Source organism: Capnocytophaga cynodegmi DSM 19736 (assembly GCF_000379185.1).
Taxonomy (GTDB): Bacteria; Bacteroidota; Bacteroidia; order Flavobacteriales; family Flavobacteriaceae; genus Capnocytophaga; species Capnocytophaga cynodegmi.
The window spans coordinates 1-25,953 of record NZ_KB900739.1 but is presented as its reverse complement, the minus strand read 5'-3'; the positions used below and the strand labels follow the sequence as shown (position 1 = coordinate 25,953).

Here is a 25,953-nt window from a genome sequence, read left to right as displayed (position 1 = left end):
CTTTTAATCTTGCCTTTTTTCTTTTTATTGGAAAATTTCTTTTTCCACTTGTGTTATCAAATATTCTTTTTGCTCTCCAGTTTTCATATTTTTCAGAATGAAACTTTCCTTTTCGCATTCCGATTCACCAATCAAAACCACAAAAGGAATATTTCGTTTGTCGGCATATGCCATTTGTTTTTTCATTTTTGCCGATTCAGGATACAATTCTACTTTTTTACCCAAAGAACGCAATTTTTGAATCAGTTTTAGACTTTGTAAGGCTTCTTTTTCTCCAAAATTGATGCACAAAACGTCCAAAGTATCTCCAATTTCTTGCGGAAACAGATTTAATTCCTCCATAACCAAACAAATTCGGTCTAACCCAAAGGAAATTCCCACGCCGCTGATACCTTTAAGTCCGAAAATACTGGTGAGCTCATCATATCGTCCGCCCCCACCTATCGAACCCATTGCAACTCCCTCAGGAGCAGCTACTTCAAAAATAGCTCCTGTGTAGTAATTCAGCCCTCGAGCAAGGGTTACGTCCAAATCCAAAATAGCAGTTTGTAGCGACAAATGTGTTATGGCTTTTTCGATGAATTCCAACTCTTCAATGCCTTTTTTGCCTGTTTCAGAGTCTTTTAGAATTTCTTTCAGAAGATTTATTTTTTCAGAAAAAGTACCTCGAAGACCAAAAATTGGACTTATTTTTTCAATTGCCTGATTGGAAATCCCTTTGGAAAGCATTTCTTTTACAACACCTTCTTGCCCAATTTTGTCCAATTTATCCAAAGCCACTGTAAAATCAATCAGCTTTTCGCTTTCGCCAATAACCTCCGCAAAACCACTCAATATTTTTCGGTTGTTGATTTTTATGGTTACTCCTTTCAAATTCAATGAAGTAAAAACGGCATCATACAATTGTACGAATTCTACCTCTTGCCAAAGGCTATTGCTTCCCACCACATCGGCATCGCATTGGTAAAATTCACGAAAACGTCCTTTTTGCGGACGATCGGCTCGCCAAACAGGCTGAATTTGAAAACGTTTGAACGGAAATGTAATATCATTCTGATGCTGAACCACATACCGAGCAAAAGGCACAGTAAGGTCATAACGCAACGCTTTTTCACAGATTTGTGGAGTGAGTTTACTTACGTTTTTTGTTTCCCAATCGGTTGAATTTACCTTCTCGGCAAAATTTCCAGAATTCAGTATTTTGAAAATCAGTCGGTCACCTTCTTCTCCGTATTTCCCCATTAGGGTTTCATAATTCTCAAAACTCGGAGTTTCAATAGGTTGAAATCCAAATTTGATAAATTCGGTTCGTATTTTATCTGTAATATAATTGCGTTTTGCCAATTCTGCTGGGGAAAAATCCCTCGTTCCTTTAGGTAAACTGGTTTTTTGTACTGCCATAAACTTTCTATTTAAAAAAAACAGAGAGCAAAGGTAAGAATTTAATTTGAATCACCCCGAATTGGTTAATTTTTCATTACTTTTGCCCAGATTTGAAAAAATTCATTTTATACAACCAAACATATTATTTATGCGTAAATTAACATTATACTTTTCGGCATTGCTTTTATTACTCTCTGTAAATGAAGCAAATGCACAGCTTTTCAAAAGTAAGAAGAAAAAAGCCCAAATTGAGGCTGAGGCAAAGAAAAAAGCCGAAGCTGCCAAACCTAAGGGATTTGATGCAATTATCCCAAAAACGGCAAAAACTACACAGGGGTTGTTTACCATTCATAAGGTGAACGACAAGTATTTTTATCAGATTCCCGATTCGATTTTAGGGAAAGAAATGCTAATGGTTACTCGTATTTCCAAAACGGCAACAGGCATCGGTTTTGGAGGAGAAGAGGCTAACAATCAAGTAATTCGATGGGAAAAGAAAGATAAAAGAATATTAGTGAGAATGGTCTCACACAGCATCATTGCTAATGATAGTTTGCCTATTTATGAGGCAGTTATCAACTCGAACGTCGAACCTATTTTAGCCAGTTTCGATATTAAAACACGAGGAAAAGACAGCATTTCATCTGTGATTGAAGTCAATGAGCTTTTTGAAAGAGATACCAAACCTTTCGGATTATCAGAACATTACCGAAAACAATACAAAATTGGTGGAATAGACACTAAACGAAGTTTTATTGAACGAATAAAAACATTCCCAAAAAATATTGAAGTGCGTAGTATAAAAACATACAACGCTTCTGAGCCACCTGCTTATACCAGTCGCATTGCGGGAATTATCACTGTGGAAATCAACAATTCAATGATTTTACTTCCTGAAAATCCTATGAAACGTAGGTATTTCGATGAGCGTGTAGGTTGGTTCACGACTAGCCAAACCGATTACGGACTTCCTGTACAAAGAACAAAATCAGTAACTTATCTTGACAGATGGCGATTAGAAGTAAAAGATGAAGACATCGAAAAATTCAAACGTGGCGAACTTGTTGAACCTAAAAAACCTATCGTTTATTACATCGACCGAGCTACACCCAAAGAGTGGGCTCCGTACATAAAACAAGGTATTGAAGATTGGCAAAAAGCCTTTGAAGCTGCGGGATTCAAAAATGCCATCATCGCGAAAGACCCGCCAACAAAAGAAGAAGACCCTGATTGGGATCCTGACGATATGCGATACTCGGTGGTGCGTTACTTGGCGTCTCCCATACCAAATGCCAATGGCCCACACATTAGCGACCCACGCACAGGTGAAATTCTAAATGCCAATATCAATTGGTATCACAATGTTATGACCTTGCTTCGCAATTGGTTTTTTGTACAAACGGCAGCCATCAATCCTGATGCTCAAAAACCGGAATTTAAAACCGAAATTATGGGACGTTTGATTCGATTTGTATCTTCACACGAAGTGGGTCACACTCTCGGATTGCCTCATAATATGGGAAGCAGCCACGCTTATCCTGTAGATTCATTACGTTCGGCTTCTTTCACCAAAAAACACGGAACAGCTCCTTCCATTATGGATTATGCCCGATTTAACTACATCGCTCAACCTGAGGATAAAGGTGTAGCTTTAATGCCTGAAATCGGAATTTATGACAAATATGCCATCGCTTGGGGATATCGTCCTATTTTGGATAAATCTGCAGAAGAAGAGAAAGAAACGCTAAATCAGTGGATTTTAAAACACTCGGGCGACCCTCTCTACCGCTTTGGACATCAACAGGCAGGACACATTGTTGACCCAAGTTCACAATCGGAAGATTTGGGAGACGATGCGATGAAAGCAAGTGCCTACGGAATTGCTAACCTTAAACGTATTGTACCAAATTTGATAAAATGGACAACCAAAGAAGGAGAAACTTATGAGGATTTAAAAAGCCTTTACGGTCAGGTTTTAGGGCAATATCGTCTTTATATCGGACACGTTTCGGCTAACGTTGGAGGTGTTTACGAATATTACAAAACCGCTGACCAATCGGGTGAAGTGTATGTTTATGTTCCGAAAGACATTCAAAAAAGAGCCGTTCAATTCCTTAATAAAGAGATATTTAAAACGCCATCTTGGCTCATTGATAATGCCATCATCAAACGTATTGAATATGCAGGAACATTGGAACGTATTAAAAATACACAAGCTATTGGTTTATCACATTTGCTAGACATCGCACGATTGCACAGAGTAATTGAAAATGAAGCTCTTAATGGAGAGAAAGCATACAAAATTACCGAATTGATGAGTGACATCCGAAAAGGCGTATGGACAGAACTTACAACAGGAGCAAAAATTGATGCTTACCGCAGAAACTTACAACGTTCACACGTTGAAATTTTAGGAAAAATATTGCTCGAAACCAAAGCATTGCCTCCTGCTCCACCAAGTCCGTATTTTAAAGGAACGAGTGCTAATGCTCACACCTCGGACATTAAAGCGGCTGTTCGTGCCGAACTTTCACAAATCCGAACAATGGCTCGTTCAACTTCTTCTGCAGATGCTATGACCCAAAACCACCTGAAAGACATCGTTGATCGTATCGACAAGCTATTTGAAACGAAATAAAATCTTTTTATTTTTTTCAAAAGGAATTATTAATCTCTAAAAAATTGGATTGATAATTCCTTTTTTTATTTTTTTCTTTCCGAAAGTAACTTTTTCTCATTTCAAAATGGTATATTTGCACCCTTTAGAAACATTTGCTTAAAACATCAATTTCCAAAATATTATAATAGAAGAGAAAATTATGGAAAATAGAAATTATTCCAACAGAGAAAATTCAAACACACAACGTAACAATTACAAGAAAAAAACGTATTCAACCAATTTTAAAAAAGAATACAATAGCAATTCAGCTGAAAATTCTGATAAAAAACCAAAATCAAACACTTTTAAGAAAAATACAAACAATCGTTTTTCGGAAAAATCTGAAACGAATTCTTACAAAAAGACATATAATCCAAACTTTAAAGAAGATTCTGGACGAAAAAAAACGTATAATCCTAATTTTAAAAAGAATAACGATTATAAAAAGCCTTTTGTAAAGAAAAATTACACCCATAATACTAAAAACGAAGCTCCAAAACCTATAAATACAGAGATTCGATTAAATAAATTCATCGCAGATGCAGGAATTTGCTCTCGAAGAAATGCTGACATTTACATTTCTTCAGGAAATGTTGAAGTAAACGGGGAAGTAATGACAACTTTGGGATATCGTGTAAAACCTACAGATGTTGTGAAGTTTGATGGAAAGGTTATTACTTCAGAAAAGAAAGAATACATCTTGTTGAATAAGCCTAAAGGATTCATTACCACTACAAATGATGAAAAAGGACGAAAAACAGTGATGGACTTGGTTGCCAATGCTACAACGGCTCGTATTCTGCCTGTGGGGCGTTTGGACAGACCCACAACAGGGCTTTTGCTTCTTACTAACGATGGAGAATTGGCAAAGAAATTGACACACCCAACTCACGGAGTTAGAAAAATATATCACGTTGTACTTGACAGAAAACTTGATTATAAAGATTTTATAAAAATTGAAGAAGGAATTGAGCTGGAAGATGGATTTATTCAAGTTGACGAAATCAGTTATGTTAATGATAAGCCCAAAAATGAAGTTGGAATAAAAATTCATAGTGGGAGAAATCGTATCGTTCGTCGTATTTTTGAACATTTAGGCTACAATGTTGAAAAACTGGATAGGGTTGTTTTTGCTGGATTAACAAAAAAAGATTTACCTCGCGGACATTGGAGAAGGCTTACCCAGCAGGAAATTATAAACTTGAAAAATATAAAGTAAATTAAAAAGAGTTGCTGATTAGCAACTCTTTTTATTATCTCCACGTTGTCTCTTTGCCTCAAAAATCAGAACTGCAGCAGCAACCGACACATTCATTGAGTCGATTACACCTTCCATTGGAATAATAATATTTTGATTTGAATTTTGAAGCCACTCGTCTGTAAGACCTTCATCTTCAGTTCCTACTACAATTGCCGAAGCCTCCTTGAAAGACACTTCCGTATAAGGTTTTGAAGCTGAAAGAGCTGCACAAAATATTTTTACATCTCTCTCTTTCAGAAAAGAAATAATTTCAGTGGTACTACCCATTCCCACAGAAATAGTGAAAACACACCCAACACTCGAACGAATAATATTAGGATTGTACAAATCTGTTTTTGGATTGGCTATCAGAACAATATCAACACCAGCTGCATCAGCAGTACGTAACAATGCTCCTATATTGCCTGGCTTTTCAGGAGCTTCTGCTACCAAAATAAGTGGAGTATCTTTCTTAAATTCAATATCTTCCAATGAATGAGATTTAGTTTTCACAACGGCGATAACCCCTTCAGTAGATGAACGATAAGTTAATTTTTCATATACTTCCTTTGAAATAGAAATAATTTGAGCTTCTTTATTTACCTTTGATAATAAGAGTTTTACCTTATCTTGAGAAAAAATTTCTTTTTGAAATAATATAGTTTCAAAAATATAATTCCCTTGAATTGCCAATTTTATCTCACGTTCACCTTCAACGATAAAAACTCCTTCTTTTTTTCTGTTTCGAGACTTTTCTCTAAGTAGAATTAATTGTTTAATAAACGGATTCTGAATACTTGTAATTTCTTTCATTTTCTATCAAAAATCGAATTGCAAATTTACAAAAAAAGATATTTCATAATTTTATTTTTAGAATGAGCATAAAAAAACGGTAGCTTCAACACTACCGTTCTCATCAAGTTATGAATAAAATCAATACTATTTATTTTTCTATGTAAGCCACACATTCTATTAACTCTGGCTTATTTTTGGTATAAGTATCTAACCAAACTTTCAACTCCTCTACCTCGTAAGGCAATAACCTATCCATTGCTTTATTGAGTTCCTTACGAAATAGTCCTGGGTCAAAACTTACCTTTGATAAAATTGTTTTAGTGTACTCAATCATAGGTCTTTTCATAATAATATTCCTTTTAGTTTCTCTATAGCAAAGATAGAAAATAAAAACGAAAGAATATGATAAAGAATAGTTAATTTTTAGTTAATACATAGAATCAATCTAAATTAACATTAAACCACATTCGGGCTTGAATTCCTTCTTGTTCAGAGAGATTTTTTACTTTTTGGTACACTTTATAAGCTTCTTTTCCCATTTCTTCCTGTAAAGTAGTAGCTTTTAAAGAGATTGGATATTTCTGAAAAATCTCCTTGAGGTTTGTTTTATAAATTGGATATGACTCTACATCATAACTTCCCAAAGCATTTTCTTTCGAAACGAAAGATAGAACATCATTTAACGTTCCAATTTCATCTATTAAACCATTTTGTAAGGCCTCTCTTCCGCTCCACACACGCCCTTGAGCAATGTTATTTACTTGTTCTACAGACATATTGCGTCCGTTGGCAACTCTATCAAGAAATACATCATAAATATTTTCTACTGATTCCTTAGCTTCTTTAATAAAACTTTCTGTTGGCTTTTCAAACAAACTATATTCCAATGAGTTAGAATGTGTTGTAACTTGCTCTGCATTAATCCCCCATTTTTCTGCCAGTTTGTTCACATTAGGATAAGCCCCAAAAACTCCGATAGAACCCGTAATTGTACCTTCTTCAGCAAATATTCTGTTGGCATTACAAGCAATATAGTACCCCCCTGAGGCTGCATAATTTGCCATTGAAACATATACTTTTTTATGCTTTTTAGCAAGTTCTATCTCTCTGTGAATCAACTCTGAAGCTAATGCACTTCCACCAGGGGAATTCACTCGTAATACAATAGCTTTAACATTTTCATCCTCAGTGGCTTTTCGCAGTGATTCCGTAATAGTTTCATTTCCAATAATTCCAGGTTGTCCCATTCCGTACACGATTTCACCCTCAGCATAGATTACCGCAATTTTATCCTTTTGCTTTTTCAAAGTGGCCTTATTTACCACATTTTCAGCATATTCTTCAATATTGATAAAATTCACCTCATTAATTTGTGAAGACTCTGTTTTCTCACACAAAATCTGTTCAAATTCATCTTTGAAAATCACACCATCAATCAAATTATTATCCTTTGCCAATTTGGGAGTTCTTGCCTCCAAATTATTTGCTATTTCATTAAGTTTTTCAACTGAAATTTTTCTATCTTCCGAAATATCTTCCACAATAACATTCCACATTGAATTGAGTAACTCCGTAATTTGTAAGCGATTTTCTTCACTCATTTTATTATCAAGAAAAGGCTCTACGGCACTTTTGTATTTTCCGTGACGGATTACTTCCATCGTCACCCCTGTTTTTTCCTGAATATCTTTAAAAAACAACACTTCTGATGATAATCCTCTGAAATTCAAATACCCAAGTGGATTTAAAAAAATGCTATCAGCTACTGTTTGAAGATAATAATCAGTTTGTGGAATCTCCTCGTTGTAAGCCAAAACAAACTTTCCTGAGGTTTTGAAATCTTGTAAAGCTCTACGCAGCTCCTGTGCGAATACAAGTCCTCCCAAATTCCCAGTGCTTTTAATAGTTATTCCTTCTATTCTGTCATCTGTTTTAGCGTGTTCTATAGCTTGTAAAATAGAATTTAACCCGTTGAATTCTTCTATGGTGTAATCAATATCTTCAATATGAACTCGTTCTCCATAATCTTTCAAAGGTGTTTTAAAGTCCAACTCCAAAACAGAATTGCTTTCTACGATTACATTCGTATCGGTTGTTCCTAAGGAAGAAACCATCATTGAGATGAAAATCAAAAAGAATATAAAAAATATCCCAATGGATATAAAAAAACCTAAAATGGCTGCCAATACATTTTTTAGAAAATTCATAACTTCAAAATAAATTCTTATATCAATATTAATTTGTTGAAACTTAATAGTCGGCAAATATAGTATTTTTTATAATTTTTTACATTTTTCAACTTAGAAATAAAATTCTTTTACTTATAAAAAAGAAGGCTACCAAAAAGGCAGCCTTAACTTTCAATCTATTTTTGTATGATTATACTATAAAACGCTATTCAAATCTTTATTAACCTCTCTTACAGCGTTAGCACTCTCTTGAAATTTAGCCTTTTCAGCATCGTTCAATTTGATTTCAACGATTTTTTCAACTCCATTTCTGCCGATGATTACAGGAACTCCTAAGCAAATATCATTTTGCCCATATTCTCCTTCAAGAACTACTGAACAAGGGAACATTTTTTTCTGGTCACACGCAATTGCCTGAACTAAAGCTGAAACTGCAGCACCTGGAGCGTACCAAGCTGAAGTTCCTAACAATTTTGTTAAAGTAGCACCTCCTACTTTTGTTTCTTGAGCCACATTGGCTAATTTGTCTTCGCTCAAAAACTCTGAAACTGGCACTCCATTACGTGTTGCCAAACGTGTTAAAGGAAGCATTCCTGTATCACTATGAGCTGCAATTACCATTCCGTCTACATCTGAAAGTGGGCATTCCAAAGCCTCTGCCAAACGATATTTGAAACGAGCACTATCCAAAGCTCCTCCCATTCCAATAATGCAATTTTTCGGTAGATTGGTAGCTTTTCTTACCAAATACGTCATAGTATCCATCGGGTTACTTACCACAATCACAATCACATTTGGTGAATATTTAACCAATTGCTCTACTACCGACTTTACAATATTAGCGTTTGTACCGATAAGTTCTTCACGAGTCATACCTGGTTTTCGCGGAATTCCCGAAGTAATAACTGCAACATCACTTCCTGCTGTTTTTGAATAATCGTTTGTTGCTCCTACAATTCGTGTGTCAAACCCGTTAAGAGGAGCTGTTTGCATCAAATCCATTGCTTTACCTTCAGCAAAACCTTCTTTAATGTCTACTAAAACTACCTCTGAAGCAAAATTCTTAATTGCAATGTACTCAGCACAACTTGCTCCAACGGCTCCTGCACCTACTACTGTTACTTTCATATTTTATATATTTTTTATTATGTTATATTCTCTACACCTTACGAGCTTCAAAGGTACAATTTTTTGATAAACAAAACAACAGAAATTTAGTATTTTTTACGTCATCAATCAAAAGCAAATCTATTCCAATACCTTACGCATTGCATTGGCTTTTACCAAACATTCTTCGTATTCTTTTTGGGGAACAGATTGGGCAGTAATAGCACTCCCTACCGAAAAGGAAAGATACTTATTTTCAGAATTATACAAAATACTACGAATCACCACATTGAAATCAAAATCATTATTGGCAGTGAAATAACCTATGGCTCCGCTGTATGCACCACGCTTAGTAGATTCAAGATTTTCAATGATTTGCATTGCCGAAATTTTGGGAGCTCCCGTCATACTTCCCATCGGAAGGGTAGAACGAATTACATCAACAGAGTGTGTTCCTTCTTTTACTCTCGTTTCAATGGTAGAAATAAGTTGATGTACCTGTTTGAAAGTGTATGGTTTACATAATTCTGTAACTTTCACACTTGCTTTTTCGGCATAAAGTGATAAATCATTTCTGACCAAATCAACAATCATCACATTTTCAGAACGTTCCTTCGGATTTCGCTCTAAATCTGAGCAAAGTTTTCTATCTTCTTCCTGATTTTCAGAACGCCTTGCGGTTCCTTTAATAGGTTGAGAAATAACCATATTCCCATTTCGCTGTAAATAACGCTCAGGAGATGCTGATAACACATATTTTCCGTCGAATTTAAAAAAACTTGCAAAAGGTGGCTCCGAAATATGATTGAGCTTCTCATAAACAAAAAGTGGCTCAATATCAATATTTTGTATGTAGAACTCTTGACAGAAATTAGCCTCGTAAATATCACCTCGAGCTATATGTTTTTGCATTTTCCCAACCTGTTGTACATAATCTTCTTTTGAAATTCGTGCAGTAACCTGTTTTTTTTGTGAAAAATCCGTATCCTTATGGATTGATTCTTCAGAAAATATACAAATTTGCTCAAAATCACTATCAATTTCTTCAGAAACGTTTTCTAAATAACTAAAAATAAGGTAATCTTCCTGAAAAAAAACTATTTTTTGAGGCTGAAAAAAATATAATTCAGGAAATTTAAGTCCGTCAAAATTCTCAGATTGTAAATTCTCGACATCATTTTTTAAATCATAAGACAAATAGCCAAAAATATAGTCGTTTGTAGCATCAATAAAAGACTTCAAGGCCTCAAATGCTCCTTTGGTTTCGTATTTTTCCAAAATTTTATGAGGAAAAAATGCTAAAACGGCTTCAAACTGCCGATACTTGTCTGGATATTGATTGGAATCCAACCAAATCACATTAGTTTGTAAAGAATTTGCCCAAAATAAAGCCTTCTTTTTTATATTTTTTAAAGAATCTATCTGAAATTTCTTTTCAACACGCATTTTTTGAAAGTTTGATTTTTAAAATCTGCTTTTTTCAATATTTTTCAGCATATATGTATTAACTGCTATATATTGACAATGAAACTCTTAAATTGATTACGCAAAAGTACGTATTTTTTTTGATTCTTTACATTTATTTCTATATTTGCCCAATTTTCGACCTAAACTTTTTGATAAATAATGAAGAAATTAACTTTTTTCCTTTTATTTTTTGTGACCTTTACATCTTTTTCTCAAATAAAAGGCAAAGTTACTGATAAAGATAACCACCCCATTGCGTTTGTGAACATCTATCAGGAAAACGGAACTATTGGAACAACTACCAACGAAAAAGGCGATTACATATTAAATACACAAAACAAAAAATTGACCCTTGTTTTTCAGTCTTTAGGATACAAATTAGAAAGAAAACAAATTGATATCGACCACTTTCCATACGAGTTAAACATAACTCTTTTGGAAGAGAGCTTTCAACTTAGTGAAGTGATTGTCAGCAATAAAGAAAACCCAGCAAATGCTATAATTCGTAATGCAATAAAAAATCGAGCTAAAAACAGCCAAAAAACTGACCGATTTGAAGCCGATTTCTATTCCAAAGGTTTCTTTCGAATGAAAAACGTTCCTAAAAAGATTTTAGGTCAAGAAGTAGGAGATTTGGGAGGAAGTTTAGATTCTATCCGTTCGGGAATTGTATATCAGTCGGAAACTATTTCAAAAATAAAATTTGAAAAACCTAATAAAGTAAAAGAACACATCGTTGCCTCAAAAGTAGCAGGAAACAGTAACGGATTCAGTATCAATACTGCAGCCGAAGCTAATTTTGATTTTTACGACGAATACCTCAATTTTGAAGCCAAAATAATATCACCTATTGCCGATGCTGCGTTTGCTTACTACAAATTTCAATTAGAAAGTACTTTTTATGATGATAAAAATCGATTAATCAATAAAGTAAAATTAATCCCCAAACGTGATAAAGAGCCTGTTTTTGAAGGCTATATCTATATTGTAGAAGATTCTTGGGCAATTTATGGTGTAGAGGTTATTCTTAAAGGCTATCGTATGCAAAATCCTGCAATTAAAGAGCTTCGTTTGGTTCAGAATTTCAGTTATAGTGAAAAAGAAAGAATTTGGCATAAAAATCTGCAAACCATTGATTTGAAAGCTAAGATACTTATGATTGAACTGGAAGGGATTTTCTCTTATGTTTACAGCAATTACCTTTTTAAGGAAACTTTTGATAAAAAAGAATTTAGAGGAGAAATTCGGAGCTTTTCTGACAATGCCAATAAAAAAGATAGCCTGTTTTGGCAGAAATATCGCCAAATTCCACTCACTGAGGAAGAAACGAAAAATTACATCAAAAAAGATAGTATTGAGTTGGTACGTTCGTCTGAAAAATATATCGATTCAGTGGAAAGTAAACAAAACAAATTCGGATTTTGGGATATTTTCTCAGGATATAGTTACAGAAAAAAATCAAAAGGTATTTCCTTATCTTACAATGGATTGATAGATCCAATGAGCATTGGGTTCAACACTGTACAAGGATTGTTTTTAGGCTCTGGTTTTTCACTCCGTAAATCCAATAGAGAAACCTTTGCTGCAACAAATATTTACACTGATTTGGAATATAGTTTTGCTGAAAATCGACTTCGTATCACAGGTGAAATTAACAGAAGATTCAATCGTATCAATAATGCAACACTTCAAATTTGGGGAGGTGTACGAGCCAGACAATTCAACCGCCAAAATCCTATTTCAGGAGCTGTTAACCAAATTACTTCTTTGTATTTCAAAGATAATTATATGAAAGTATACAACGATGAGTTTTTCGGTATTTCGTACGGACAAGATATTTCGAAAGACATAAATCTTTCTGGAAGTTTTTCTTTCAGTCAGCGTAAACCATTGTTTAACAATACGGATTACACTTGGTCAAGGAAAAGCAAACCCTATACCTCTAATAACCCATTATTGCCCTATGATTATAAACAAAGCTTTGAGAAACATTATGTTACTAAATTTTCTGTAAATGCTGATTTTTATATCAATAGAACTTACACCTCCTTACCAAAACGTCGCATTTATAATTACGATAATCCCTATCCTTCATTTCATCTGAACTTTACCAATGCATTCAGTGCCAGTGAAAAATCCTCGCAATATCAGCATTTGGAAGGACGAATGAAATACACACCTTCTTTTGACAATAAGGGAAATCTTTACATTAATATGCGGAGTGGTGCATTTTTTAATGCTAAAGACATTAGCTTCATTGATTATAAACATTTTAATGGAAATCTGACATACATACAGCTAGAAGAAGACCCTAACAACTCTTTCTATTTACTTCCCTATTATTCACATTCCACGAATAAAAATTATATAGAAACACACATACGACATCGTTTTAATGGCTACATTTCAAACAAAATCCCTCTTTTTAATAAGTTACAATGGCATTTTACTGCTGGATTTCATCAAATTAATAGTCAAGGGTCAAAACCTTACCAAGAATTTACTCTCGGGTTGGAAAATATAGGATGGGGAATGGTTCGTTTCCTTCGTGTAGAATATGTTCGAGCTTATCAGGGTAATTTTCTTAGCGATGGGTTTATGTTCGGACTGACGTTTTAAATTGAAATTTATTTTATTACTTTTGCGACGTTTTCATAACTTTATCAATGAATTTAAAATATATTCTCTTGTTTTCAAGCATTTTATCTTTTTTTCAATCACTTTTCGGACAGAATAAACCTCTTTCTGATATTGAAGTTTTTAGAAAAAATCCTTCCGAAGTAACTTCTTTTGAAGAAGCTCGAGAGTCTGCAGAGAAAATCATACATTTCCTGTTACAAGAAAAACGAATTCCAGGAGTTTCTGTAACTATCACTAAGCAAAATCACGTGATTTGGCAAAAAGGATATGGATATGCGGATATTGAGAAGAAAAAAAGCATCGAACCACAGAAAACATTATTTCGAGTAGCGAGTGTCTCCAAACCCTTGTCCGCGGTGGTTCTTGCTCGTTTGCAAGATAAAAAAGAATTCGACTGGAATTTATCACTTTACGAATATGTTCCTGATTTCCCCAAAAAACCTTTTGACTTCACTATCAAACAATTAGGAGGACATATTGCAGGAATCCGCAGTTACAAAGGGAATGAAATGGTTAATAACAAACCTCTCTCCATTGAAGAAGGAATTGATTTCTTTAAAAATGACATTTTGGAATTTGCTCCTGGTACAAAATATCTGTACAGCAGTTTCAACTGGAATTTAATTTCTTTAGCGATGGAACGCTGTTTGAACAAAAAATTTGAAGATATTGCCTCAGAAGAGGTTCTTAAACCTTTGAATATGAACAATACTTTCCCCGACAAGGGTAAGATAATTAAAAATGAGGCTATTCCTTATTCAGGTTCCAAAAAAGAATTTAAACCTACTGCTATGGTTCACAATTATTATAAACTTGCTGGTGGAGGATTCTTATCGACTTCTGAAGACATTGCCAAATTAGGAAATGTTGTTATTTGCCACGACTTTCTCTCACAAGAAACTGAAAGTGAAATGTTAACGTCTTTATGTATCGATGACGATAACGAAACGGGATATAGCATTGGATGGCAGTCAAGTAAAGACTGGAATGGACGTCCTTATTATGGACACATCGGAAATGGCGTTGGAGGATATGCTTGGTTTTACGTTTATCCGCAGGAACAAGTAGTTGTTACAATGCTTTTTAACGTAACTAATCCTCAGATTGACATTTACTTACAACGAATAACTGACTTCATCTTAGAAGGAGCAGAATATTTAGATTTTGGGTATTAAAAAAGAGACTTTCAAAAGTCTCTTTTTATTTTCTATTTTATTTTCTGTAACCAATTCCGCATATCTACTTCTTTAGAAATAACACTTCTTAGCTCTGATATTGGAATACGAACTTGCTCCATCGTATCGCGATGACGCAACGTAACCGTCTGGTCTTCTTTTGTTTGGTGGTCAACGGTAATACAGAAAGGCGTTCCAGCCGCATCTTGCCTACGATAACGACGCCCAACAGCATCTTTCTCATCGTAAGAAACACTAAAATCGAATTTTAGTTCATCTATAATTTCACGAGCAATTTCTGGTAGTCCATCTTTTTTAAGTAACGGAAGTACAGCTACTTTGGTAGGAGCCAATACAAAAGGAAGACGAAGTACAGTACGTGTGTCGCCACCTTCCAAGGTTTCTTCTTGTAAAGAATTTGAAAACACCGCCAAGAACATTCTGTCTAGTCCGATGGAGGTTTCCAACACATACGGAACGTAACTTTTATTTTCTTCAGGGTCAAAATATTGTAATTTTTTCCCTGAATATTTTTCGTGGTTTCCTAAATCGAAATCAGTACGGGAGTGGATTCCTTCTAACTCCTTGAAACCAAATGGAAAACGGAATTCAATATCACAAGCTGCATCGGCATAATGTGCTAATTTTTCGTGGTCGTGGAAACGATAATTTTCGCTGCCCATTCCTAATGACAAATGCCATTTGAGTCGAGCTTCTTTCCAATGTTCGTACCATTCTTTTTGAGTTCCTGGTTTGATGAAAAACTGCATTTCCATTTGTTCAAACTCACGCATACGGAAAATAAACTGACGTGCAACTATCTCATTACGAAAAGCTTTTCCAGTTTGAGCAATTCCAAACGGAATTTTCATACGCCCTGTTTTTTGTACGTTCAAGAAATTAACAAAAATCCCTTGTGCTGTTTCAGGGCGAAGGTACAAGTCCATTGCAGTATCGGCAGTTGCCCCCAGTTTTGTTCCGAACATCAAGTTGAATTGCTTTACGTCTGTCCAATTTTTTGAACCCGATTCAGGACAAGCAATTTCCAGTTCTTCAATTAAGGCTTTTACATCTGCTAAATCTTCATTTTCAAGCGATTTTGCCAAACGTTTCAAAATAGCATCAGCTTGGTTTTTATATTCAACTACACGAGCATTGGTTGTGATAAACTGCTCTTTATCAAAGGCTTCTCCAAAACGTTTTTCGGCTTTCGCTACCTCTTTTTCAATTTTGGCTTCAATTTTGGCAACATAATCTTCTACCAAAACATCCGCTCGGTATCTCTTTTTAGAATCTTTATTATCGATTAAAGGGTCATTGAATGCATCTACGTGTCCTGACGCTTTCCACGTGGTGGGGTGCATAAAGATGGCAGCATCAATTCCTACAATGTTTTCGTTCATTTGCACCATTGCTTTCCACCAATACTCACGGATATTTTTTTTCAGCTCAACACCATTTTGCCCATAATCATAAACGGCACTTAGCCCATCATAAATTTCACTTGATTGGAATATATATCCGTATTCTTTTGCGTGAGAAATCACTTTTTTAAAAAAATCCTCTTGATTTATCATAGTTTTAACAACAAAATTACTCAATTAATCATCTAATTTTCAAATATATATCAGATTATTTTTAGCAATCACACTGATTATAACGGCAAAGGTAACGAAATATCTCAAAAAATATCTACCTTTGGCTGAAAATAAATCATTTACTATGATTTTTTCAGATTTACTTTCCGTAATATTGCCAGACTATTGCATAGGATGTGGCTGTATATTGAATCGTAAAGAATCTTTTTTATGCATTTCTTGCAGAGGAAAACTTATTGAAACACAAATGCATTTACAAAAAGAGAATCGAATAACGAAACGCCTTTACGGTCAGTGTGATTTGTTTTGTGCTACTTCACTTTTCTATTTTCACAAGGATAGCGTTGTACAGAATTTAATCCATCAATTAAAATACAAAGGTAAAGAAGAAATTGGCACTTGGTTAGGAAATTGGCTCGGCGAAAAAATAAAAAACATACCAGATTTCCAAAAAGCCAATGTTGTTGTTCCTGTCCCTCTACATAAAAGCAAGTTAAGTAAACGTGGATACAATCAAGTAGCTCTCTTTGGAAAAACTTTGGCTCGAATTTTGCAGGTGGAATATGTTGATGATGTACTTATAAAGATTAAAACAAATACCTCACAAACTAAGAAAGATTTATGGTCTCGTTTTAATGATAGTAAAGATATTTTTGCTATACAAAATACACAAAAACTGGAAGGAAAAAACATCTTACTTGTAGATGATTTAATTACCACAGGAGCAACCATTGAAAGTTGTTATAATCAATTAGTTAAAATAAAAAATGTAAAAATTGGCTTAGCAACAATGGCTTATTCTTTATTACACAATTAAACCTTTTAGTAAAAATAAAATCTAAGTAAAAAGATAATAGGTAATTTTGATATTAATTTAATTTTAAAAAAGATGAAGAACACTTTAAAAATGATGGCAGTTGCCTTTTTGATGTTTGCTTTCAATGCAAATGCTCAAGTGATAAGTTTCAATCAAGAAGTACAAATTGTACAGGAAAAAGACGGGATAAAACAAGAAAAGGAGAAAAAATCTTGCTGCAAAAATAAGGAAGGTAAAAAAGAATGTAGCAAAGACGAAAAATCTTGCTCGAAAGAAAGTAAAAAATCTTGTTGTAAGAAAAATAAAAAAGAGAAAAAATAACTTTTCCATTTATTTTTTAAATTTAATGAAGGAATCTCGGCTACTTGCTGAGATTCTTTTTTGCATTAACATCTAATATTTTTTGGATAAAAATCCAACTAAATTTATATAATTTTCATTATCAAAAAGTTACTTATTTTTCAAAGTATATAAGGCAACGATTTAGTAGTAGAACTAATTTCATTGATTTTACTTGTTTTGCTTTGTAAATCAATGTTGTAAAGGTATGAACTATTTAAAAATAGGCAAAATTTTTCTACCTCTTTCAAAAGGTTAGGAAGTAAGGCTATCTCAAATACAATTAAACCAAAATGTAACTATGGAAATAAAAGATCACGCCCCTAAATTATTTTGAATAAGTAAAAAATATATGTACAATCATCTCTTATTTTAATGAAATTACTTTGTTCTTAATCGTTAGTTCTTTAGATTCACTCATATTTACGCTTTTGTTTATACAAAGTTCTCCACTTCCGTTTTTCTAGCTCTCGCTTCAAAAGTATCGTAGCGATGACCCTACTGATGGGCGTGTTGTCATTTTCTTACAAGGCTATTTTGAGTTTTTCTTCCGAGACATCTACCCGATAAAGTATGCTAATGAGCTTGTTGAAATCCGTCTGAATCAAAAAATCTACATACGCAACTAAAACCTCAAATTGTTCTCCAAAAGAAATGTTTTTTTCAATACTTACTTCTTTATCTAATTGAGAATAAACTTCTCGAATTGTAAGTTTCTTTTCTTCCAAAGAAATTATAGAATCGTTATTTAATTGGTTTTCCATTTTTTATATTGAAAATAAACTTAACTTATCAACTTCCACACGCTAGGCATTCCTCTGGGTTGTCTAGTGAGCAAGCTGCTTGTGATTGTCCTGAAAGCATCTGCGTATCTACGGTAAATTTGATGGCATCTACGGCGGCTTTGGTACGGAGGTAGTACATACCCGTTTTCAGTCCGCTTTTCCACGCGTGGAAGTGCATTGAGGTGAGCTTTGCAAAATTCGGCTCTGCCATAAAGAGGTTGAGCGACTGCGACTGACAAATAAAAGCCCCGCGGTCTGCCTCCATATCAATAATGGTTTTTTGCTTGATTTCCCAAACGGTTTTGTACAATTCTTTCAGCTCGGTGGGGATTTCAGGAATGTTTTGCACCGAGCCATTTTCGGCGATGAGCTTGTTTTTCATCGTGGGGTTCCACAAGCCCAATTCGATGAGGTCTTTGAGTAAGAATTTATTGACCACCACAAATTCACCCGAAAGCACACGGCGGTTATAAATATTACTGGTGTAAGGCTCAAAGCACTCATTGTTGCCCAAAATCTGCGAAGTAGAGGCGGTGGGCATCGGTGCTAAAAGGAGCGAATTGCGTATGCCGTGGGTCATCACTTCGTTGCGAAGTTTTTCCCAATCCCAGCGGTCAGAAGGGGCTACTTGCCATAAATCAAACTGAAATTTTCCTTCCGAAAGAGGCGAACCCGCAAACGAACTGTACGCTCCTTGCTCCTTTGCCAATTCCATCGAGGCTTCCATCGAAGCAAAATAAATGGTCTCAAAAATATCCTTATTGAGCTTTCGTGCTTCTGGGCTTTCAAAGGGCAAACGAAGAAGTAAAAACACATCTGCCAATCCTTGCACACCTAAACCTATCGGACGGTGGCGGTCATTAGAAGTTTTGGTTTCGGGAATGGGATAATAATTTCCGTCAATGATTTTGTTGAGATTTCGCGTAACGATTTTGGTTACTTCATAGAGTTTTTGAAAATCAAAGCCCTTGTCCGAAACATAGCGAGGCAAAGCCAAGGAAGCCAAATTGCACACCGCCACCTCATCAGCATTGGTGTATTCCATTATTTCGGTGCAGAGGTTGGAGCTTCGTATCGTACCAATGTTCTTTTGGTTTGATTTTTCATTCACGGCATCTTTGTAGCACATATAAGGTGTACCGGTTTCGATTTGAGCTTCGAGAATGGCTGTCCAAAGTTCGCGTGCTTTGATTTGCTTGCGAAATTTTCCTTCGTTTTCGTAAGTAGTATAAAGTTCGTTGAATTTTTCGCCATACACATCGTACAGCCCTTGGGCTTCGTTGGGGTCAAAGAGTGACCACATTTGGTCGGCTTCTACGCGTTGCATAAAGAGGTCGGGAATCCAAAGGGCAGGAAATAAATCCCTTGCACGCATTTCCTCCTTACCGTGATTTTTACGAATATCAATAAAATCAAAAATATCCGAGTGCCACGGCTCTATATAAACGGCAATGGCACCTTTGCGTTTGCCTCCACCTTGATCTACATAACGAGCCGTATCATTGAACACGCGAAGCATCGGAATAATGCCGTTGGAAATTCCGCCTGTACCTTTGATATAGCTCCCCGTGGAACGAATGTTATGAATGCTCACACCAATACCACCCGCCGATTGCGAAATCAAAGCACAGCGTTTGAGGGTGTCGAAAATCCCTGCGATACTGTCTTCGGTCATACTGAGTAGGAAGCACGACGACATTTGCGGTTTGGGCGTACCCGCATTGAAGAGCGTTGGCGTGGCGTGGATAAACCATTTTTCGCTCATCAGGTTGTAAGTTTCGATGGCCGCCTGAATATCCTCTTTGTGAATACCCAAGGCTACACGCATAAAGAGGTGTTGTGGGCGTTCGGTTACCTTTCCGTTGGTGCGAATGAGGTAGGAACGCTCCAAGGTTTTGAATCCGAAGTAATCAAAATTGTAATCACGGTCGTAGATGACACTGCTGTCGAGTTCATCGGCGTTTTTACGAATGATTTTATAAATTTCTTCGGAGATGAGAGGTGCGTGGGTTTGGGTTATGGGGTCGGTGTATTCGTAGAGCAATTGAGCGGTTTTTGAAAACGATTTGAGAGTGTTTTTGTGCAAATTGCTCACGGCGATGCGTGCCGCCAAGACCGAAAAATCAGGGTGAATGGTAGTTTGTGCGGCGGCGGTTTCTGCCGCAAGGTTGTCCAGTTCGGTAGTGGTAACATTGTCGTAAATCCCTTGAATGACTTTTTTAGCAATTTCAATTACATCTTTTTCCGAAATCGATAAGCCGTAGATAAGTTTATGAATACGAGCCGTAATTTTATCAAAATGAACGGCTTCTTTTTTTCCGTTTCTCTTTATTACAAACATTTCTTTTTTTATTTGAATTTCATAGCATAAGCAGGAACTAGATTTCCTTTCAATAGTTTTTGGAGTTTGGATTGCATCAGTTTTTTCGCCAAGGGTTTCACTCGGTCAATGTAGAGAATGCCTTCCAAGTGGTCGTATTCGTGGAGAATCACGCGTGCGGTCATTCCGCTAAAAGTTTGGGTGATGGTTTCAAATTGTTCGTTTTGATAGCTCAATTCCACCGACCACGAACGGGCTACTTTTCCTGATAAAAAGGGCAAACTCAAACAGCCTTCTGCTTCTTCCCATTGTTCTTCGGAAAGATTTTTTATTTGCGGATTGATAAACACCCGCCGAATACCTGTATCGTTGGGTTCAAAAAGTTCGGCTCGTTCGTCCTCGTTCATCACATCGTAAAGCACCTTTGAATCGGCAACGAACAACCGCAAAGATTTACCCACTTGTGGTGCTGCCAATCCACAGCCATTGGCTTTTTCCATCGTTTCCCACATATTGTCGATGAGTTTGTTCAAATTGGGAAAATCGGGTGTTACAGCTTCTGCCTTAGTCTTCAGCACATTGTTTCCGTAAGCAAAAATGGGGAGTTTCATTTTTTAATGGTTAATGATTAATTGTTAATTAACAATTACTTAAAAATCTTCATCCAGTGAAAAAGCGTTTTGTTCGCTACTGCTTTGTGCTACGCCTGTTTTTTGATATTCACCCACACGCCGTTCAAAGAAATTGGTTTTTCCTTGCAAAGAAATAAGTTCCATAAAATCAAACGGATTGGTGGCGTTCCATACTTTATTACAGCCCAAGGCAACGAGCAATCTATCGGCAACAAACTCAATGTATTGGCACATCAGTTCGGCATTCATCCCAATGAGTTTCACAGGGAGTGCATCGGTAACAAATTCTTTTTCGATGGTAACGGCATCTACGATAATTTCTCTTACGGTTTCTTCCGAAAGTTTGTTTTGTAGGTGATTGGCATAGAGTAAGCAAGCAAAATCGCAGTGCAAACCTTCGTCCCTACTGATGAGTTCGTTAGAGAAGGTAAGCCCGGGCATCAGTCCGCGTTTTTTGAGCCAGAAAATAGAGCAAAAACTTCCTGAAAAGAAGATACCTTCCACGGCAGCAAAGGCGATGAGTCGCTCGGCAAAACTTCCTTTGGTAATCCATCGCAACGCCCATTTTGCTTTTTTGGTAACGCACGGAATGGTTTCGATGGCACGAAGCAAATAGTCTTTTTCGGTAGGGTCTTTTACATAAGTATCGATGAGGAGCGAGTACATTTCGGAATGGATGTTTTCAATCATAATTTGAAATCCGTAGAAACATCGTGCCTCAGGATATTGCACTTCTTGGAGGAAGTTGATGGCAAGGTTTTCATTGACGATGCCATCGCTGGCGGCAAAAAACGCCAACACCCGCGAGATGAAAAATCGTTCGTTATCATTGAGTTTGTTTTGCCAATCGTGGAGATCGGGGGATAAATCTACTTCTTCTGCCGTCCAGAAACTGGCTTCGGCGTTTTTGTAGAATTGCCAAATATCATTGTGCTGTATAGGAAAAATGACAAAGCGGTCTTTGTTTTCTATTAAAAGAGGTTCGGTAATCATTTTTTAGCTTCTTTTAATTTTACAGATGCTTGTATATCAATATTTTCCCATACCTTACTTATTCTATCAGCACCTTTATGCAAATCGAAACAAACTGAGTTAAGCACTTCTAAGGCTTTCAAAGCTTCAAATTCTTTTAAATCGATGGAAGATTTGACCTTCAATAAATTATCTTTGAATTGAATTTCTGCTGGAATATTATTTACACTAATTCCATTCATTCTTAGCTTTATAGCCCATTGATGATTTTCAAAAATGAATTTTCCCGATATTTTTCCTGCTTCATTCATCAATCCGAAGAAAAAATTAAAAATTTTTTCATCTCTGGAAGGGTCTCCTGTTGACAACTTTAAGGCATTAATAGAAAACTCGGCATTGTTTAAAAAATTTTCAACGGATTTTCCCTCAGAAAGATTAATTAAATCCACCGATTCAAAAGTTCCTTTTACAGGTAATTTGTCGGTAGTTTTATATGCTGTCCATTCTACTTTTACTGAATTTTCAACGGGTTCAAAAGATGATTTTTCATTTTTACAAGAGTACAACAATGTACTTCCTATACCTAATAATACGATAAATAAATTTTTGATTTTCATTAGCATTTACTTTTTACAAATTCATATATTAATCTTACGGGAACGGCGGTTGCTCCGCTTTGTTTATAGCCTTTTTTGTCTTTGAGAAAAGCTGCTCCTGCAATGTCGAGATGCACCCAAGGGTAATCGGTAAAATGTTCCAAAAATTTAGCTGCTGTACTGACTCCGCCGATTGTTCCACCAATGTTTTTAAGATCGGCAATATCAGATTTTATGAGTTCGCCGTATTCTTTCCAAAGAGGGAGCTGTACAATGCGTTCATAAACCTCTTCGCCAATGGATTTTAGAGCATCGATACTTTCTTGGTGGTTGGAAAGTCCTGCAATACCAAAACTGCCCGTGATTGCCGCCGAAGCTCCTGTGAGCGTAGCCACATCAATCACCAATTCGGGGTTGAATTTTTTCGCATAGCACAGTGCATCGGCGAGTACAAGCCGTCCTTCGGCATCGGTATTTTGCACTTCTACCGTTGTGCCGTCCATTATGGTAATCACATCATCTACCACTAAGGCATTGGAACTGATTTTATTATCCGTAGCGGGTACAATACCGATGGCATAATAAGGTAATTGATTCCCTGCAATGGCACACATTGCTCCTAGAACGGCTGCACCACCTGCCATATCGCATTTCATTGTACTCATTACGCCACCCACTTTGAGTGAGTAACCGCCCGTATCGAACATTACGCCCTTGCCTACCAAAACTAATGGCTGACTATTTACTGCATTTTTCGGTTTGTAGTGCATAATATTAAAAGTGGGTGGTGTTTCCGAACCTTTATTTACCCCAAGCAAACCGCCCATTTTCAGGGTTTCGATTTGTTTTTTATGAAGAATTTCCGTTTCAAAACCGAATTTTTCACCTGCTTCTTGTGTCCATTCTGAAAATTTGAGTGCGTCCATATAATTAGCAGGTTCATTCACTGCGTTTTTGGTGAGGGAAATGGCTTCGAGAAGTATATTAAGTTCCTTGTATTGCTGTTCTGAAACTGCGGTTTCTGAAATAAATAGCGTGATTTTACTATCTTTTTTCTTGGATAAATATTTGTCAAAATGATAACTGCTAAGCAACATACCTTCCAAGAGAGCGTATGTTTCTTTTTCGGAAAACATTTCTATATTTTCGAATACCACTTCTGTAGAGGGAGAGGCAGCGGAAGGCTGTAATGAGCCTATAACATTCGCACCTATTTGTCTTAAATCTTCTAAGTCATCTTTAGAAACGGCTACCAGCAGACTTTTTTCTTCTTGCCAAAGACACCAATGTTTATTCTCTTTTTTGTCGAATGATTGACGAATTTCTGATTTTAAATTTTCTTGAATATCAATCTTCTGTAAATCTTTTTCGTTACGAATAAATCGGATTATTGTGCCTTTTTTAGATGGTGAATTGTGGGTATATCGTTTGAGTTCTGTATAAAGGTGATTATCGGTCATTTTATTGGTTTTTTAATTGTTGAGAGAGTGTTTGTTCTCCTGCCTTCCATCCACAAGCAGTTAATTCTTCCGTTTGGAGAGCATCTAATACACGAAGTACTTCCTCTACATTTCTTCCTACATTCATAGGATAAACGCTCACCCATTGTATAATTCCTTGTGGGTCAATGATAAAAGTAGCTCGATAAGCAACTTTTTCTTCGTAGTTTAAAATTCCCATTTCTTCGGATAAAGATTTGGAAGTATCAGCAAGCATTGGGATAGAAAGGTCTGCTAATTGGGGATGATTTTGTCTCCACCCTAAATGTACATATTCAGTATCAGTTGAAGCACCAATTAGCAAGGCATTTCTCTCTGCGAATTTTTCGTTGTTTTTATTGAACTCTACAATTTCTGTTGGGCAGACAAAAGTAAAATCTTTGGGCCACCAAAAAAGCACCATCCACTTTCCTTGTTCCGTTGCATAGTTATTTGTAATTTCAGAAATTTCTATGCCTTGTTTTGTAGAAATAACGGCTTTTTTAGTAAATTCAGGTAATTTGTCCCCAATACTTAGTATTCCTTTTTGAATGAGTTGTAATTGTTCTCTCTGAATCAGTTTTTTAATTGAATTGCACATAATCAAATGTTTTTATATTTTGTAAATTATTTTTTGTTGTTTGATTTTTTAAATAAGTCAAGAAAGCATCTATTTTTGATGTTCTAACATTACTTTTTTGAGTAAAACTAAGGTAATTGAGAATAGATTTTCTTAATTCTTTTTCAATGATTTCCTTTTGATAATCCTTCTGATAGAAATGCAAAAGAAAATATATTGCTTTTTGCAATATCTCTTCGGCTCTGTTCAAATCCTTAACTTCTTGATAACAATTTGCCAAATTGTAACACGAAATGGTATATACTTGTATGAAAGGCACTTTTAATCGCACACAATCCGGCAAATTGCTATTCAGTACTTCTGCTCTATATAAGGCGTTTAGGTAGCCGTCTAAAGCAAGTTCGTAATTTCCTTCATCGAAAAATTTATTAGCTTCTTCTGTCAAAAATTTCCAATAATTTTCGATATGATTTACACAAGTATCACTCATATTATTTTAGGTTTTGGTTAGCAAAATTCCAATTGACCAATTCCCAGAAACCTTCCACGAATTTGGGTCTTGCATTTCGGTAATCAATATAGTAAGCGTGTTCCCATACATCAAGGGTGAGAATAGGCGTTTTGTTTTCGGTTAGAGGAGTAAAAGCATCTTTCATTGGGAGAATTTCCAGTTTTCCTTCCTGATTTTGAGCCAGCCAAGCCCAACCAGCACCGAATAATTTTACGGCAGTGGTAGAGAATTGTTCTTTAAAATTTTCAAAGCTTCCGAAATCGCGGTGGATGAGTTCGGCTATTTTTCCCGTAGGATTTTTTCCGCCATCAGACGACAGGCAATTCCAAAAAAAGGAATGATTCCAATGTTGAGCCGCATTGTTGAAAATAGCTACATTGTTTTCGGCGTGGCTTTTTCGGATGATGTCCACGATGTCCTTTTCTACCCATTCGGTATCTTTTACCAATCCAGCAAGGTTGTTTACATAGGCAGCGTGATGCTTCCCGTAGTGATAGTCAAAAGTTTCTTCGGTAATAATCGGATTTAAAGCGTTTTTATCGTATGGAAGCTCTGGAAGTGTGTGATTAATTTTCATTTTACTTACAATTAAATTAGTTAGTTTATTGGTTTTTAGTTTTTTAATATTATTAGTTTTTTATTATATTTAGATTAGCAAAAATAATAATTT

General features: G+C 35.7%; 22 protein-coding genes. 6 read left to right on the top strand and 16 right to left on the bottom strand.

The features are described from left to right. Positions 1-24 precede the first annotated feature (24 nt). Positions 25-1,401: a histidine--tRNA ligase gene (hisS, locus tag YW9_RS0111830; RefSeq protein ID WP_018280383.1), complete on the bottom strand. Its 1,377-nt coding sequence runs from the start codon at positions 1,399-1,401 to the stop codon at positions 25-27. A 130-nt stretch (positions 1,402-1,531) separates the two neighbouring features. Here hisS and YW9_RS0111825 point away from each other — a divergent pair, with 130 nt between their 5' ends. Both YW9_RS0111825 and YW9_RS13390 read left to right on the top strand, forming a co-directional pair. Continuing rightward, positions 1,532-4,021: a zinc-dependent metalloprotease gene (locus YW9_RS0111825; RefSeq protein WP_018280382.1), complete on the top strand. Its 2,490-nt coding sequence runs from the start codon at positions 1,532-1,534 to the stop codon at positions 4,019-4,021. Between the two features lie 181 nt (positions 4,022-4,202). Continuing rightward, the gene (locus tag YW9_RS13390; protein ID WP_018280381.1) at positions 4,203-5,261 is read left to right on the top strand and encodes a pseudouridine synthase; all 1,059 of its coding nucleotides are present in this window, start codon (positions 4,203-4,205) and stop codon (positions 5,259-5,261) included. An 18-nt stretch (positions 5,262-5,279) separates the two neighbouring features. Here YW9_RS13390 and YW9_RS0111815 read toward each other — a convergent pair whose 3' ends face one another. From YW9_RS0111815 to YW9_RS0111795, 5 genes are all read right to left on the bottom strand, one after another. Next, entirely contained in the window at positions 5,280-6,095 is an 816-nt protein-coding gene (locus YW9_RS0111815; protein WP_018280380.1) for a TrmH family RNA methyltransferase, read from the bottom strand. Positions 6,096-6,225: 130 nt separating this feature from the next. Next, on the bottom strand, positions 6,226-6,423 hold the full coding sequence (locus YW9_RS0111810; RefSeq protein WP_018280379.1) for a hypothetical protein: 198 nt from the start codon (positions 6,421-6,423) through the stop codon (positions 6,226-6,228). 94 nt (positions 6,424-6,517) lie between these two features. Then, positions 6,518-8,284, bottom strand: coding sequence for a signal peptide peptidase SppA (gene sppA, locus YW9_RS0111805; RefSeq protein ID WP_018280378.1), 1,767 nt, complete (start codon positions 8,282-8,284; stop codon positions 6,518-6,520). Between the two features lie 177 nt (positions 8,285-8,461). Continuing rightward, positions 8,462-9,394: a malate dehydrogenase gene (gene mdh / locus YW9_RS0111800; protein WP_018280377.1), complete on the bottom strand. Its 933-nt coding sequence runs from the start codon at positions 9,392-9,394 to the stop codon at positions 8,462-8,464. Positions 9,395-9,514: 120 nt separating this feature from the next. Next, positions 9,515-10,819 carry an anthranilate synthase component I family protein gene (locus YW9_RS0111795; RefSeq protein WP_018280376.1) on the bottom strand — a complete coding sequence of 435 codons (1,305 nt, stop codon included), beginning with the start codon at positions 10,817-10,819 and terminating at the stop codon, positions 9,515-9,517. Positions 10,820-10,999: 180 nt separating this feature from the next. Between YW9_RS0111795 and YW9_RS0111790 the strand changes: the two genes are divergently transcribed. Continuing rightward, entirely contained in the window at positions 11,000-13,459 is a 2,460-nt protein-coding gene (locus YW9_RS0111790) for a DUF5686 and carboxypeptidase regulatory-like domain-containing protein (protein ID WP_018280375.1), read from the top strand. A 47-nt stretch (positions 13,460-13,506) separates the two neighbouring features. Next, positions 13,507-14,655 (top strand): serine hydrolase domain-containing protein, encoded by a 1,149-nt coding sequence (locus tag YW9_RS0111785; RefSeq protein ID WP_018280374.1) that lies wholly within the window; start codon positions 13,507-13,509, stop codon positions 14,653-14,655. A gap of 32 nt (positions 14,656-14,687) precedes the next feature. Here the strand turns inward: YW9_RS0111785 and YW9_RS0111780 are convergent, their stop codons facing one another. Then, positions 14,688-16,232, bottom strand: a complete 1,545-nt coding sequence (locus tag YW9_RS0111780) for a glycine--tRNA ligase (RefSeq protein WP_018280373.1) — start codon at positions 16,230-16,232, stop codon at positions 14,688-14,690. Between the two features lie 145 nt (positions 16,233-16,377). Here YW9_RS0111780 and YW9_RS0111775 point away from each other — a divergent pair, with 145 nt between their 5' ends. Both YW9_RS0111775 and YW9_RS0111770 read left to right on the top strand, forming a co-directional pair. Beyond that, positions 16,378-17,070: a ComF family protein gene (locus YW9_RS0111775; RefSeq protein ID WP_026194016.1), complete on the top strand. Its 693-nt coding sequence runs from the start codon at positions 16,378-16,380 to the stop codon at positions 17,068-17,070. A 72-nt stretch (positions 17,071-17,142) separates the two neighbouring features. Further along, positions 17,143-17,391: a hypothetical protein gene (locus tag YW9_RS0111770; protein WP_018280371.1), complete on the top strand. Its 249-nt coding sequence runs from the start codon at positions 17,143-17,145 to the stop codon at positions 17,389-17,391. A 542-nt stretch (positions 17,392-17,933) separates the two neighbouring features. Here YW9_RS0111770 and YW9_RS13755 read toward each other — a convergent pair. From YW9_RS13755 to YW9_RS0111725, 9 genes are read right to left on the bottom strand one after another with little or no spacing between them, the layout of a single operon-like run. Next, positions 17,934-18,173, bottom strand: a complete 240-nt coding sequence (locus YW9_RS13755) for a hypothetical protein (RefSeq protein WP_018280370.1) — start codon at positions 18,171-18,173, stop codon at positions 17,934-17,936. 28 nt (positions 18,174-18,201) lie between these two features. Further along, positions 18,202-20,535, bottom strand: coding sequence for a ribonucleoside-diphosphate reductase subunit alpha (locus YW9_RS0111760; protein ID WP_018280369.1), 2,334 nt, complete (start codon positions 20,533-20,535; stop codon positions 18,202-18,204). 8 nt (positions 20,536-20,543) lie between these two features. Then, positions 20,544-21,125, bottom strand: a complete 582-nt coding sequence (gene def, locus YW9_RS0111755; RefSeq protein WP_018280368.1) for a peptide deformylase — start codon at positions 21,123-21,125, stop codon at positions 20,544-20,546. A 39-nt stretch (positions 21,126-21,164) separates the two neighbouring features. Next, complete coding sequence (locus YW9_RS0111750; protein ID WP_018280367.1) at positions 21,165-22,139, bottom strand: ribonucleoside-diphosphate reductase small subunit; 975 nt, start codon at positions 22,137-22,139, stop codon at positions 21,165-21,167. Continuing rightward, positions 22,136-22,735: a hypothetical protein gene (locus tag YW9_RS0111745; protein WP_018280366.1), complete on the bottom strand. Its 600-nt coding sequence runs from the start codon at positions 22,733-22,735 to the stop codon at positions 22,136-22,138. The genes YW9_RS0111750 and YW9_RS0111745 overlap by 4 nt, the downstream gene beginning before the upstream one ends. Beyond that, positions 22,735-24,174 (bottom strand): leucyl aminopeptidase family protein, encoded by a 1,440-nt coding sequence (locus YW9_RS0111740; protein ID WP_018280365.1) that lies wholly within the window; start codon positions 24,172-24,174, stop codon positions 22,735-22,737. Before YW9_RS0111740 ends, YW9_RS0111745 begins: the two co-directional genes overlap by 1 nt. 1 nt (position 24,175) lies before the next feature. After that, a complete protein-coding gene (locus YW9_RS0111735; RefSeq protein WP_018280364.1) occupies positions 24,176-24,793 on the bottom strand; it encodes a peroxiredoxin in 618 nt (205 codons plus the stop codon). Beyond that, complete coding sequence (locus tag YW9_RS0111730; protein ID WP_018280363.1) at positions 24,777-25,262, bottom strand: tetratricopeptide repeat protein; 486 nt, start codon at positions 25,260-25,262, stop codon at positions 24,777-24,779. The genes YW9_RS0111735 and YW9_RS0111730 overlap by 17 nt, the downstream gene beginning before the upstream one ends. 1 nt (position 25,263) lies before the next feature. Further along, positions 25,264-25,860: a superoxide dismutase gene (locus YW9_RS0111725; protein ID WP_018280362.1), complete on the bottom strand. Its 597-nt coding sequence runs from the start codon at positions 25,858-25,860 to the stop codon at positions 25,264-25,266. Between the last annotated feature and the right edge of the window lie 93 nt (positions 25,861-25,953).